The 14,221-nt window shown below is 31.5% G+C and carries 10 protein-coding genes; 3 read left to right on the forward strand and 7 right to left on the reverse strand.

Going from position 1 to position 14,221, the window contains the following annotated elements; all coding sequences use genetic code 11:
- The 7 genes from LQ608_RS07875 to LQ608_RS07905 form a co-directional block, all read right to left on the reverse strand.
- Nucleotides 1-2,899, reverse strand: a 2,899-nt coding sequence (locus LQ608_RS07875) for an Ig-like domain-containing protein (RefSeq protein ID WP_239751121.1), incomplete at its 3' end; no start/stop codon positions are given.
- A 322-nt stretch (nucleotides 2,900-3,221) separates the two neighbouring features.
- Nucleotides 3,222-4,160, reverse strand: coding sequence for a TDT family transporter (locus LQ608_RS07880; RefSeq protein WP_239751122.1), 939 nt, complete (start codon nucleotides 4,158-4,160; stop codon nucleotides 3,222-3,224).
- Between the two features lie 232 nt (nucleotides 4,161-4,392).
- Nucleotides 4,393-5,820 carry a 6-phospho-beta-glucosidase gene (ascB, locus tag LQ608_RS07885; protein ID WP_239751125.1) on the reverse strand — a complete coding sequence of 476 codons (1,428 nt, stop codon included), beginning with the start codon at nucleotides 5,818-5,820 and terminating at the stop codon, nucleotides 4,393-4,395.
- The gene (ascF, locus tag LQ608_RS07890; protein WP_239751127.1) at nucleotides 5,817-7,691 is read right to left on the reverse strand and encodes a PTS cellobiose/arbutin/salicin transporter subunit IIBC; all 1,875 of its coding nucleotides are present in this window, start codon (nucleotides 7,689-7,691) and stop codon (nucleotides 5,817-5,819) included. The genes ascB and ascF overlap by 4 nt, the downstream gene beginning before the upstream one ends.
- A 177-nt stretch (nucleotides 7,692-7,868) precedes the next feature.
- On the reverse strand, nucleotides 7,869-8,711 hold the full coding sequence (gene licT, locus LQ608_RS07895; protein ID WP_239751129.1) for a BglG family transcription antiterminator LicT: 843 nt from the start codon (nucleotides 8,709-8,711) through the stop codon (nucleotides 7,869-7,871).
- A gap of 487 nt (nucleotides 8,712-9,198) precedes the next feature.
- Nucleotides 9,199-10,737 carry a trypsin-like serine peptidase gene (locus tag LQ608_RS07900; protein ID WP_345773101.1) on the reverse strand — a complete coding sequence of 513 codons (1,539 nt, stop codon included), beginning with the start codon at nucleotides 10,735-10,737 and terminating at the stop codon, nucleotides 9,199-9,201.
- Nucleotides 10,738-11,029: 292 nt separating this feature from the next.
- Complete coding sequence (locus LQ608_RS07905) at nucleotides 11,030-11,407, reverse strand: (4Fe-4S)-binding protein (RefSeq protein WP_239751132.1); 378 nt, start codon at nucleotides 11,405-11,407, stop codon at nucleotides 11,030-11,032.
- A gap of 132 nt (nucleotides 11,408-11,539) precedes the next feature.
- Between LQ608_RS07905 and LQ608_RS07910 the strand changes: the two genes are divergently transcribed.
- From LQ608_RS07910 to LQ608_RS07920, 3 genes are all read left to right on the forward strand, one after another.
- Complete coding sequence (locus LQ608_RS07910; RefSeq protein WP_239751298.1) at nucleotides 11,540-11,818, forward strand: GNAT family N-acetyltransferase; 279 nt, start codon at nucleotides 11,540-11,542, stop codon at nucleotides 11,816-11,818.
- Between the two features lie 134 nt (nucleotides 11,819-11,952).
- Nucleotides 11,953-12,429 (forward strand): nucleoside deaminase, encoded by a 477-nt coding sequence (locus LQ608_RS07915; RefSeq protein ID WP_239751134.1) that lies wholly within the window; start codon nucleotides 11,953-11,955, stop codon nucleotides 12,427-12,429.
- A 219-nt stretch (nucleotides 12,430-12,648) separates the two neighbouring features.
- Nucleotides 12,649-14,055 carry a glycosyltransferase family 2 protein gene (locus LQ608_RS07920; protein ID WP_239751135.1) on the forward strand — a complete coding sequence of 469 codons (1,407 nt, stop codon included), beginning with the start codon at nucleotides 12,649-12,651 and terminating at the stop codon, nucleotides 14,053-14,055.
- Nucleotides 14,056-14,221: the final 166 nt, after the last annotated feature.

Consider the following 14,221-nt stretch of genomic DNA (forward strand, 5'->3'; position numbering starts at 1 on the left):
TAATAGACTCTGACTCACTTAATGATTCACTTTCACTGATTGACTCGGACTCACTTAATGACTCTGATTCACTGATTGATTCTGACTCGCTTATTGATTCTGATTCGCTTATAGACTCTGACTCACTGATTGATTCTGATTCGCTAATAGACTCTGACTCACTTAATGATTCACTTTCACTGATTGACTCGGACTCACTTAATGACTCTGATTCACTGATTGATTCTGACTCGCTAATTGATTCAGAGTCACTGATAGACTCGGATTCACTAATTGACTCGGATTCGCTTAATGATTCGCTTTCGCTGATCGACTCCGATTCGCTTATTGATTCTGATTCACTAATTGATTCTGACTCACTAATTGATTCCGATTCGCTGATTGACTCGGATTCGCTGATTGATTCTGATTCACTGATTGATTCTGACTCACTAATTGATTCTGATTCACTGATAGACTCTGATTCACTGATTGATTCTGATTCGCTAATTGATTCTGATTCGCTAATTGATTCGGACTCACTCAATGATTCGCTCTCGCTAATAGATTCTGATTCACTAATTGACTCGGATTCACTAATAGATTCCGACTCGCTAATTGACTGTGACAAACTAACTGACTCTGAGTCACTTAAAGACACACTTTCACTAATTGATTCTGATTCGCTTAATGATTCGCTCTCGCTGATCGATTCTGATTCACTAATTGACTGTGACAAACTAACTGACTCTGAGTCACTTAAAGACACACTTTCACTAATTGATTCGGACTCACTCAATGATTCGCTTTCGCTGATTGATTCTGACTCACTCAATGATTCACTTTCGCTAATTGATTCTGACTCACTTAATGATTCACTTTCACTAACTGACTCTGAGTCACTTATGGATATACTTTCACTGATTGATTCGCTTATTGATTGGGATTCTCCTTCACCTTCGGCTGAGTTATCCGTTAATTCAATATAATTATAAAAACTCACTGAGTTATAAATTCCATTTTGACTTGTAGAGTGCATATCTGCTGACTGTATTAAGTCTTTATTAACCGCTTCATTTTCTTTAGAAATGACTTTTATTATATATGTTGCGCCATATATATTCCCAAAGTTTATACCAACAGCATTTTGATAATTTGTAAAACGAAAATCATTCGTTACATCAACAAGATTCTCAGCATCATTGTAATAACTGTCACTTAAAGCAACGCCATTTTTAACTTTATAAATCACAATTTGAGTATTTGAATTTATTTGCGCTGAACTATCACCTAAATCATTCTTGTAACCCCTAATATACACTGTTGAATTATATGCATTCTTTTTCTTAGGATTAATATAAATTGTTTGTTCGTATTTTTTTGTCTCGCTATTATAGTGCGTATACGATGAACCAATATTTGATGATGCCTGTTCTATAATACCGTTTTCGTAAATAACATTAACTGTTTTTGAAACAACTTTATCACCAAAAGTATAAGTGATCTTTTCAACAGAACTATTTCGAACAATATCTCTATTGATATATTGTGAAAATTTCAAACTACCACTAATACTCGCTTTATCTTCTACAAAATCAGTAAATGTATATTTATATTCTCTTGTTTTAGGATCATATATCCCTATAGCTATAATATTGCCATTCTTATCTTTAATTACTGGTGCACTTGAATTTTGATGATTTAAATCGTCATTAATAGTGTTAGCAGAACCTTTAATAATAAAATAATCACCTTTTTTAACTGAAGAATTAGTTTTGAACGTAGTTAAAAGATTATAACTTTCAGCATTTAAAGGTTTAACTGTATTATTTTTTACGTTTATTGTAGTGTTAGTAAAATCTATTTGATTTGTCACATTATTACCACTTGCAGTAGCACTTAGACTTCTTTTAGATCTCAAACTTGAACTTTCTTTTTTTACAGAACTTGTTGTTACAGTTGGTGTAGTCTCTTCTTTCAGAACATTGTATTTCAAAGCAAGCATTAAAATTTGCTTTTTAATTTCTTCTTCTGATAATTCACTTATATTTTTAGGTAAATATTTATTAATCTTAGCTTGGTCATCTTTGCCAATGTTGTTCTCTGTATAGAAACCATTCACTATTTTCTCATTTCTACTAGCAGGTTGAGAAACAGTGCTTTTCTCTGAAGGCGTATTGCTTCTACTTTTCGATTTTTCTTCTGTTACTTGAATTGGTTCTTTTTTCACTGGCGTTTCATTCGATTGTTCTTCTTCTGGCTTCTGAACTGGTTCTTTTTCTTTAGTAGTTACTTCTGGTTTTACTTGTTCTTTATCTTGAACTACTTTATTGTCTTCAGGCTTTTCTTCCGGTTTCACTTTTTCTGTTTCTTGTACTACTTCTTTATCTTCTGTGTTTACTTCTGGCTTTTCTTTTTCTGTTTCTTTTACTACTTCTTTATCTTCTGTGTTTACTTCCGGTTTTACTGCTTCTGTCTCTTGTACTACTTCTTTATCTTCTGTGTTTACTTCTGGTTTTACTGCTTCTGTTTCTTGTACTGCTTCTTTATCTTCTGTGTTTACTTCTGGTTTTACTGTTTCTGTTTCTTGTACTGCTTTATTGTCTTCCGAGCTTACTTCCGGTTTCACATCTTCTGTTTCTTGTACTGGTTCACTAGCTTTTTGATCTATGCTTGGCTTTATTTCTTCTCTAGCTGGTGATATTTCAACGTTCCTATTATTACTTTCTTGATGAACCTTTTTGAAATCTACTACTTGCTGTTCTTCCGATGCCTCTGCCTTATTATCATTTGATAATGCAATAACCATTAATGCACCTACAAGCGCTGATGCTATCCCGTTTGAAAATTTACGAATTGAGTACTTATTAATGCGATTAGGCAAAAAATCAAGTCGTTTACTGTTCTTTTTATTGTTCAAAAACCCTACCTCCATTTTTTTAATTAGAATAAATCTCCCGTAATTAAGTTAATAAATTTCACAAAAATAAAACTTAAACTTTATTTTAGTGATTTACATGATATTTTATTCGCATTAATTTGTCGTCTAAAAAATCATGCTTTTTTATATTACATAATTGTCTTGTAATTTTCCACTACTTTTTTTAATAAATTTTAATTTTTATTAAAAATCTACATATTTTAAAAAGTGTAGATTATTTTTTAATATTTAGACAATTAATACAAAAGCTCTCTACCTCAATTTATTTATCAAGGTAGAGAGCATATAGTAAATTATCAGTCTAGTTATAAACTACATCTTTAGTAATTAAGAACATAATATATTTGTATAGGACATAGAGCACGATGATTCCTGCCCATATAATTTCTATAAGGAATAGCACATTGAAACCGTTAGATAATATATCAATAAAATAAATTTTTTGATTCACATTAAATAATGAGGCTGCCGTTGTGACCCATGGGAATGTTAGTGCTGAAAAGGAAACTTTAAATCCATTTTGAATGATTTTAGGTAAAAATATTAAAGTTAATAAAAATAATATTTGTGAAAGAACTAGAAACGTCCATACATACCACATAGCATAACTTTCATTATTCAAAATATATCCATTTAAACATAATGCTGCAGGTGCGCTCATAATAATTACCATAGGGAATTGTTCTTGATTATAGTGTTGCCACGCTTTATTAATTAACACATAACCAAGTATCAATATTAAAAATATAGACCCAAGAATAGTTGATATATGACCAATACTAATATTGAAACCTGTTGATGTTTCACCGATAACACCTATTCCAACAAACATTACAAACCAGCTCGTATTTGGTAATGACTTATAATTTCTAAAAGCATAAGAACTAATAAATATAACAATAAAGCTCACATGTAATAAAATAGAAACGTACCAAATTATACTCAGAACAACATTATCTACCATAAATTCTGTCTTAACAATAAACACTAAAAGCATTAATGCCATAGGAAAAGTAGGTAGAATTGCGAATGTATTTATATTTTTAAGTTCTTGTAAAAACATTTTAGGATAGATGATCCATTTCAAACTAAAGATTAAAATTATTGCACAGGAAATAATAAAGAAAATCATTCCAACTGACGTTAAGTGTATATGGTAAAGCAAATTACTTAACGCCATTATCCCCAATGCTAATCCACTTATAGCAATTGGTATCTTTTTTAAGGTACTTTTTAACATAATCAATACCCTTTCATTATTATATTGATAAAACTTTGTCTAATATCTTACATTTGATATCTATTATTCTATATTAATATATTTCAAAAGTTTCTGCTGAACAATTTATCATTGAATTGATAAATACCTTGTTTAAGTATAAAACAAATAAGAGAGCGGAGCAGAAATCTAATTATATAGAAAAATAAAAAGGCAAAACTTCTGCGCAATCCAGAAGTTTTGCCTTAACTCATCAACTTATTTCTATTCCATTTTGTGCTATCACTTGTTTATACCAATCAAATGATTTTTTCTTTCTTCGTTCTAATGTTCCGTTACCAGCATTATCTTTATCAACATAAATCATACCGTATCGTTTACTCATTTCGCCTGTTGATGCTGATACTAAATCTATAATACCCCAACTGATATAACCTAGTAGTGGTACGCCATCTTGTATGCCATCATACATTGCGTCGATGTGTTGTTGCATATAATCAATTCGGTAATCGTCTTGTATAGTACCGTCCGCTTCTATTTTATCTTTTGCTCCTAATCCATTTTCTACGACAAATAGTGGCTTCTCAAATCTTTCATATATTTGATTCATTGTAATTCTTAATCCAAGTGGATCTATGACCCATCCCCAATCACTCATTTTTAAGTAAGGGTTTTTGGCGGATACAATAATGTTGCCTTCGTTTGCTTCTACTCTTGATATATCTGCAATAGATGTTCGAGATGCATAATAACTAAACGCAACAAAATCAACGGTTTGCTTTAATATTTCTTTATCACTTTCGCTGATTTCAATATTGATTCCTTTAGATTTAAAGAATGCATCCATGTAATAAGGATATTTTCCTTTTGCTTGTACATCTACAAAGAATGTATTTGTTCTCTCATCATTCATTGATTGCCAAACATCTTCTGGGTTACAGCTATAAGGATAGAAACTACCGCCTGCGATCATACAACCAATTTGTGCTTTCGGTGTGATGCGATGACAACTTTCTACAGCTTTAGCACTTGCAACTAACATGTAATGTGCTGCTTGATATAATAGTTCTTCTCTATTTTCAGTTTCATCAAAGTTTAAGCCACCGCCTGAAAATGGACTATGTAACACAACATTAATTTCATTAAATGGAATCCAATAGTTCACGTATTCTCCAAAGTTTTCAAAACATGTTTCTGCAAATTTAACATATAAATCGATTGTTTCTCTATTCTTCCAACCGTTGTACTTTTCAACAATCCCCATCGGAATATCAAAATGTGCAAGAGTTACGAGTAACGCCATATTATGTTCTTTACATGTCTTAAATAAATCAGTGTAATAATCAATACCTGCTTGATTCGGTGTTGATTCATCACCATTCGGATAAATTCTACTCCAAGAAATAGATGTTCTAAATACTTTCAATCCCATTTCAGCAAGCATTGCAATATCTTCTTTATAATGATGATAAAAATCAATACCAGTATGGCTTGGATAATATTCTTCATCACTTAGTTCGGATTTTTTATTTCCTATTTTAATATCTCGTCGGTTAGCACCATGAGGGATTAAGTCTATATTACTTAACCCTCTGCCACCTTCAGTCCATGCACCTTCAGTTTGGTTGGCTGCTATAGCACCGCCCCAAAGGAAATTTTCTGGAAAAGTCTTTATTGTCATGATTTAACCGCTCCTAATATTGATGTATATGCTTCAACGTCCGTTCTGTCAAATGATGTAATAGATTCATAGTCTTCTGTATTTGTAATGACTACGATTGTTGTAGGATCATAACCCGCTTCAATAATTTGAGCTAAATCATACGTTCCAACTACATCACCAACATTGACATGGTCTCCTTGTTCAACTGCAGTTGTGAATGGTTCACCATTCAATTTCACTGTATCAATACCTACATGAATTAATACTTCAATTCCACTATCACCAGTAATACCAATAGCATGGTTAGTCGGGAAGACTGAAGTCACTGTACCCGTTACTGGTGCATATATTGTATTACCTGTTGGTTCAATCGCGATACTCTTTCCAATTACTTCTCTACTAAAGACATCATCTTGTACACTTGAAATTGGTTTGATTATACCTTCAATTGGTGAAGAAACCGTAATATTATCTTTCGTACCTAAATCCAATAATTCATCTTCTGATTCTGGAATATCTTCAAATCCAATCACTAAAGTTAAAATAAATGAAAGGACAACTGATAGTACCATTACAACAACTACCCATAAAATACTCATTGGATTATCTTGATCTATAAACTGAACACTCGTAAATAGTCCAGGTGCTGCCATAGAATGACTCGCAAGACCTGCTAAACCGGCTACTGCACCTGCCACAAAACCTGTAATAACTGATGCAATCATTGGACGTTTTAGTCGGATCGCTACCCCATATAATGCAGGTTCAGTAATACCAGCGATAATTGCAGATGACGCTGCTGCTAATGATGTTTGTCTTAATTCTCTATTTTTTGTCTTAAGTGCTACTGCAAGTGAAACCCCACCAAGAGATAAGTTTGCACCAATCTCAGATGGCATAACCATAGCTTCTTCACCAGTTTCTGCAATTGTTTGAACAATCGTTGGTGTGAACACACGGTGCATACCTGTCATAACTAATAATGGCCATAACGCACCAACAATTGCTACTGCTAAGAATCCTAATTTATCATGTACAAAGAACACAATTTCAGATAATCCTGTACCTATTAAAATTCCCGTCGGTCCAACAATAATAATTGCAATTGGTGCTGCAATTAATAAGATTAACATTGGTTTTAAGAAATTCTTCATTACGATTGGTGTAATACGATCTGCAAAATCTTCAATATATTTCAGCAACCATGTCATAACAATTGCTGGAATAATTGTATACGTATATTTTACTGACATAACTGGAACAAATGCGAATGTTGCTTCTTTTCCTTCAGCTGCTTTTTCCATAATTTCCATAAATACTGGGTGAACCATGACGCCTGCTATTGCGAGTGCTAAGAATACGTTACTGTTAAACTTCCTAGCTGCAGATACTGCGACTAACATTGGTAAGAAGAAGAATGGTGCATCTCCTATAGTATTTAAAATATTATAAGTTGAACTATCAACAGATAATACGCCTGTCATATTCAAAAGCATTGCTAATAATTTAATCATTGACCCACCAATAATGGCAGGAATTAATGGTGACATCGTACCAATAATAGCATCTAATATATTAATACCAACTTGTTTAAATGTTAATTTTTTCTTTTCAACAGGTTCGTTACTTTTAGCGCCACCGCTTACACCTAATTTCATTAACTCAGTATATGTTTGTGAAACGTTATTACCAACGATAACTTGGTATTGTCCCCCTTGTTTACGTAAACCCATTACCCCATCAATATTTTTAATGTTCTCATCGTTTGCTTTACTCTCATCCTTTAACACAAATCTTAAACGTGTCATACAATGTGTTAAATTCTTTACATTACCACTTCCACCGATATTTTTTAGTATTTCATCAGCCATTTTTTGATCATTTGCCATTACTTTCACTCCCGTCTTGTTTAGAACAATAAAAAAAGACCTAAACCACAAATAGATACACTTATCCTAAGATAAATTCATCTATTAATGGTTTAGGTCTCGCCTGCCGAACAGTTACAATCCTAAACAATTAATTGTTTATTTTGTTTTTCTTAACATAAATATATCACAAAATTATCAATTGTCAACGCTTACATTTCTAGATATTAATCTTTGTATATGAATCGTTAAATATAAAGCTTCGTCGTGTGTCATTTCATATTGATATTTTTTCAATAAAAATACTTCAATCTTCTTCACACATTTATACGCATCTTTATACTTCTCTTTCACAATATCGAACAGTTCAAATTCGTTTGTATTCAGCGGTTTCTTAGAAATGATACGCTGTGCAAGAAATTTCAAATGCGTCATAAATCTAAAGTAAGTTAAACTCTCTTCATCAAAATCCAACCTAAAATGATACTTCACTAAACTTAAAATATTTTGCACCATTTCTGTCACTTGATTAAAATCTGCAAAATTATTATGTTCTGCATTTAATAAATGTATTGCGATGAATCCCGCTTCATCAGTTAATAATTTAACGCCTACAATTTCATCAATCCAGTCCAAAGCACGTAAACCAATCTCATACTCAGTAGGATAGAATTTCTTGATTTCCCATAACAAGCCATTCTTTATAGCCATACCTTCACGTTGACGTTCAATAGCAAAGTTAATATGATCAGTAAGTGCAACATAAATCGTATCACTTAAATCTTTATTATATTCATTCTTCGCAACCTCAATAATCTTTTCAACCGCTTGAACAACCTCAATTGGTACTTCAATTAATAACGTTTTAAAGCGCTCAGATATTTCTTGGTTATTCAATTCAAAAATCTTTTCAATCTTTGACTCCTCTACAATATCGCCTTCTTGCTTACGAAACCCAATCCCTTTCCCCATCACAACACGTTCTTGGTTGTTTTGGGTGACACTAATCACATTATTATTAATGATTTTATTTATCTTCATATGACACCCCTTATTGTAGTAAATACATTGTCCCATAACGATAGAATGAATATCAATATAATAACGGATTTAGTTGTCCAATGTCTATTTTTTAGGAAAATTATTTTAAAAGACGAAACTGAGACATAGATAAGTTTTTGAAAAAATAACATGAAAATTAAGTCTGGAGTTAATCTAAGAGTTCGACCATGTTGTAGATTAAGTCCATAGTTAATCGAAGAGTTTCGCCAAGTTGTAGATTAAGTCGGAAGTTAATCTAAGAGTTTGACCAAGTTGTAGATTAAGTCTCTAGTTAATCGAAGACATACTCAAAATCAACACCATACAATGAAAAGTTTCTGGTACATCAATGATTTTCATAAAAAATAAGAGCAGAGATTCAATTTTAATAATGAATTTCTGCTCTTATTAAATTTCTAGGATATTTCTATCCCACTCCCTTACTTTATTTCCCAAGAAATAACCTAAATATATAATCTTTATCCAGTTACTTTATTAATTTCATAATTTCTTTGCGTAACTTACTTCTTAATTCTGCCATTGTGTTCAAATGATATTTTTTATAATCTCCTGAATCTATTCTGAAAGCATGCACACCTATTACTTCATTTTTACTATTTAAAACTGCGCCGCCTGAAGATCCTGGTTCTGCCATCATTTGATAATAACCTACTGGATTTACATTACGTGCCATAAGCGAATACTTCCCTTTTGAATAATACATCGTACCCATAGGATCTTTTTTGTATTTTCCAGTAGGTAATCCATAATGATACATATGAATTGGTGTGTTGGCTTTTATATTGTTAATTGATTTTTCTGGTGCGATTTTGCGTATTTTCATATATTTTGAAATATCTTCTTTTGTATATAATAAGGCAACATCGCCATATTTCATCATTTTAACACCAATGACATTGAGTGTACGTGTAATTTTTGAACCTTCTTGCAGAATGTTCACTCTAAGATTTTGTACTTTTGAAGGAGTCATTGGTTTATGTGCTTGTTGATTATTGATAACATGATTTGCTGTTAATATTGTATGTTTACCAATTGCTGTGCCAGTACCGTAAGTTAACATTTTTGCAGTAGGATTCCAGTTAAATACAATTGCAATATTAGCTGCTTTAGCTTTCGTATGTGATATAGACACACCTTTATTACCAGAAGCTTTCATAATTTTCAATGCATCATCGATACCTGATGCTTTTGTAGCTTGACCAAAGTCTCGTACATTGTCACTACCAGGTATTTTTGAAGACCATGCTTTGGGAGCTTGGTTATAGTAACTAAGTTTTTTAGGCTTTGTTGTTTTCTTTTTAGTTGTTTTTGACGTAACTTTTGGCTTTATATCTTTAACAGGTTTTGCTGTAGTTTTTGCTTTTTTAGTTGTCTTACTTTGTTTTGCCTTTGGTTTTGCCTTTGCTTTTGACACCACTTTTACTGTCTTCTTTTTACTTGGAGCTGTTGTTTTTTTATTTTTTGTTACTACCTTTGTAGTTTGAGTCTTTTTAGTATTAGACGTTTTGGATTTAACAGTCTTTAATGGTGCTTTAGCTTTAATTTGTTTAGTAGTTTGTTTAGCTACTTTTGGAGTGCTAGTTGTATTCTTGTTTGGTACAACTTTTGGCGCGACTTTCACTGTTTTAGTTGTTGCAGTTTGTGATTTAGGCTGCACTTTAGCATTTGAAACTACTGGTGTAGCTTCTTTCGAAGAATTGCTTTTAACTATCTCTATTGGAATAGAATTTATTGTTTTTTGTTCTAGAACTTTATTTTCATTAGGAAGCACTGTTTCCTTTTGTTGAGTATACGTACTACTACCATTAACTGTCTCAGTCGATTTATCAGTTGTATTAATTTGCTCGACTGACATTAGTTCATTCACATTTCCCTCAGTTATTGGATTACTAGAATTAACAGCAGCATGTGCCGTATTCGCTGAAAATAATACAGAAAACCAAAGCATAATTAATATCATAATGACACTATTAGTATGTCTCCCCACCCACAAAACTTTGTTCACTATATCCGTCCCCTTTTTTCATTGTGTAAAATACACTATTTTTACAATATTATATACTTGTTTAACAATTTATAGCAATGTAATTTTTACTTTTGTGAACAAAGAAACTAAAAATCATTTTACACTTTAAATATTATTGGGAAATTTTTAATTGCGAGTCGTTACAAAAACACTTTAATTTACTCACTAAAAACAAAAATATTGAGTTAACCTCATCATTGGCTAACTCAATATCTATAAATTATTTAAAAGCTCTTGTTCTTTTTTATTCATAATCATCTACACATTCATTCTACTTTTCGTAAAATGGATTCTCACTAAGCTGTTGGTTTCCTTTTAAAATGGCGCGGTTTAAATGTAATTTTTCGTCATTTACATCCAATGTGAAATCGCCTTTTATATATATTTGATTGTCTTCTCCGATGTTAATTTCTGTTGTTTCGTGGTGTTCGTTCGGTTTGCCATCTTTTCTATTATATTCTAATGCACCGCTTGGACAGAGTTCTACAACTCTTGCAATTTCATCTGCTGTTGCATTATCTGGCATAATCCATGGGCGTTTTGCTGTATCAAACACTTGGGAAAGATTTTTCACACATTCTGCTGCATGAATACATCGTTTAGGTTCGAATGAAACATCGATAGTGTCACCTGTATAATTTTTTCTCATTTTTATCCCCCTTTGATATTTGATAATTATAAATAGTGTTCAATTAAAATATAAACCATATTATTTTACATTTCCAGTTTTAAGTTTATCATTTAAAATAGGTTAGCTATTTATATTCTCAAGGTGGTGACTCTGATGGAAATTAAACATGGCACAAATAAATTTTATGTCGGTGAAGATGAGCAAAATTTTTCAGCACAAATGACTTATGTACCTAGTGGCGAAGATTTAATGATTATCGACCATACTGAAGTGTCTGATGAATTACGTGGACAAAATGTTGGGAAATTATTGGTTGAATCAGGTGTAAATTACGCACGTGAAAACAACTTGAAAGTGGTTCCATTATGCCCTTTCGCTAAAGCTTTAATAGATAAGACTCCTGAATATCAAGATGTCTTAAAAAAATAATAAAAACAAGGAGGCTCTGGCAATTAATTGTCTCTGCCTTCTTATTTTTTAGTTATATATAGTATTACTATTCATTTGTAATGAATGATATATTTTATTAACGTTGAAATTATAAAGACAGAGGAGGCTATTAGATGATTAGTCAATCTGATATTACTTATTTGAACCGATGTGTAGCGTTAGCAGAACAAGCATTGAATAAAGGTGATGAACCGTTTGGTTCTATTTTAGTAAGTTCTGAAGGTGACATTATATTTGAAGATCATAATCATGTTAGTGGTGGTGACCATACAAGACACCCTGAGTTTGAAATAGCAAAATGGGCAGCAAATCATTTATCACCTGAAGAACGCAAGCTAGCAACGGTTTACACTTCAGGTGAACACTGCCCGATGTGTGCCGCCGCACATGGTTGGGTAGGTCTTGGTAGAATCGTTTATGCAAGTTCTTCTGAACAACTAAATACATGGTTAAGTGAGATCGGCGCACCTCCATCACCAGTAAAAAGTTTACCAATCCATCAAATTATTGAAAATGCAGACGTCGATGGTCCAGTTCAAGAATTAGCAGAAAAAGTTCACGCGTTACATTTGAAATTACACAAGAAATAATTCGATTTTTTAATCGTCAACATAACACATTAAAGTATTATATTTCTTGTTAATTCTTGTTATTTGTATATGCTGTTCTGCTACAACTATCTATTTTTGTATTTTCACTTGTTCATATGATTCTTCAAATTTCTACTACAAAGTATACTCATCATTTACATCAACAGTAAAAAAGTTGTACATATTTTAAAATCAAAATAGTACAGAAGGGAATACAAAATGAAAATTATAAAACAGAATCAAACTAATAAGAAAATTAAAGTTAGTGTACTAATAAGTACATACAATAAAGAAAAATTTATTGATAAAACCTTAGATAGTATATTAAACCAAACAATGAATAAAGAAGATTTTGAAATAATCGTTGTAGATGATTGTTCAACAGATAGTACATTTGAACTTGTATCTAAAAAAATTGAAAGTTTTTCAAATTATCAATTTGTCCAATTAGATGAAAATTCAGGAACACCAGCAAAGCCTCGTAATTTATCAATTGATTTAAGTAAAGGGAAATATATTATATTTGTAGATGGCGATGATTGGTTACCTTCAAACTCCATAGAAAATTTATATACACTTTTAAAATCAAATAAAACAGACTGTGCTACTGGCCTTACAAAGTATGTATATAATGATCGTATTGCTCGAAGTGGCGTTGCTTTATCTAAAATTGCATATAAAAAGATTGATTTAAATCATTTCAGAAAATCATTCTATCATCTAGCACCTGCTGGGCGAATGATTAAATCTACTGTAATCAAAAATAATAATATTCGTTTTCCAGAAATGATATATGGAGAGGATTTACAATTTTTTGCCGAAGTATTTTTTAATACTAAAAATATCAGTACAACTCAAGATGTTGTTTATTGTGCAAATCGATATGAAGAAAATAGCTCTTTAATAAAGTCTAACGAATCTACTGTACTCAATCGTATGAAATGGCAAAATGAAGCTTATCGTTATTTAATGAACAAATACAAAGATAATAGAATCTTTGCTAGCTTGTTATATCGAATCATTAACAAAGATATTCTAGAAGGAAAGTTTTATAAGAAAATATTTATTAAAGAAATTGATACGCTACTTCCTGTTTTCCAAGATATCTTAAACATGATAGATAAAGACTTTAATTCTCTAGACTATGCAGACGATACATTAAATGAACATGCACTAAAACTCATTAAAAATGGAAACAAAAAAGATATTATAGACTTTGTTAACTTCTATTTGAAGAAAGACGAAAAGCCACTTTATGTATCAAACGATACTTATTATTACTCATATGACGAGAATATATATAAAAAGAGAATGCATATTACATTACAAAAAATATATCAAAAAAATGGAAACATATTCCTGAAATTATACTCTAAGAATTCAGAATTAAAATATCTTGAAGTAAAAAACAGAAAAGACCCAACAAAATATACAGTTTTAAATATTAAGAAAAATCGTTTCAAATCCGGGGAATACTCAGTTCAATTTGAAGAAAATAAACTTCCAAAAGGAAAAATAGCATTAACAGTACTTGATAAAGATTTAAATGGATCTGCTATTAAGTCAGAAATGCAATTCGGTTTTTACGAAACAGTTAATGGTAACCTAGGTTACATTAAAAAATAGTTAAGTTAGATTGGTAACACAATTTTAATATATCAGTGAAGGTATTGATTTGAATATGGGTTGTGCTGTAGCTAATGCTGAAATTATTCAAGCAGCTAAATCGGGTGGTCTACCGGTAAGTGTTAAAACACACTTCATATGTGAGTCATATTAATTGACGTAGCCT

The organism is Mammaliicoccus sp. H-M34 (genome assembly GCF_022386495.1).
Lineage (GTDB): Bacteria > Bacillota > Bacilli > Staphylococcales > Staphylococcaceae > Mammaliicoccus > Mammaliicoccus fleurettii.

Coding starts and splice junctions, on each gene's coding strand:
- LQ608_RS07880 (WP_239751122.1), bottom strand. CDS start 4,160: ATGTTAAAAAGTACCTTAAAAAAGATACCAATTGCTATAAGTGGATTA.
- ascB (WP_239751125.1), bottom strand. CDS start 5,820: ATGACAATAAAGACTTTTCCAGAAAATTTCCTTTGGGGCGGTGCTATA.
- LQ608_RS07920 (WP_239751135.1), top strand. CDS start 12,649: ATGAAAATTATAAAACAGAATCAAACTAATAAGAAAATTAAAGTTAGT.
- LQ608_RS07915 (WP_239751134.1), top strand. CDS start 11,953: ATGATTAGTCAATCTGATATTACTTATTTGAACCGATGTGTAGCGTTA.
- ascF (WP_239751127.1), bottom strand. CDS start 7,691: ATGGCAAATGATCAAAAAATGGCTGATGAAATACTAAAAAATATCGGT.
- LQ608_RS07905 (WP_239751132.1), bottom strand. CDS start 11,407: ATGAGAAAAAATTATACAGGTGACACTATCGATGTTTCATTCGAACCT.
- licT (WP_239751129.1), bottom strand. CDS start 8,711: ATGAAGATAAATAAAATCATTAATAATAATGTGATTAGTGTCACCCAA.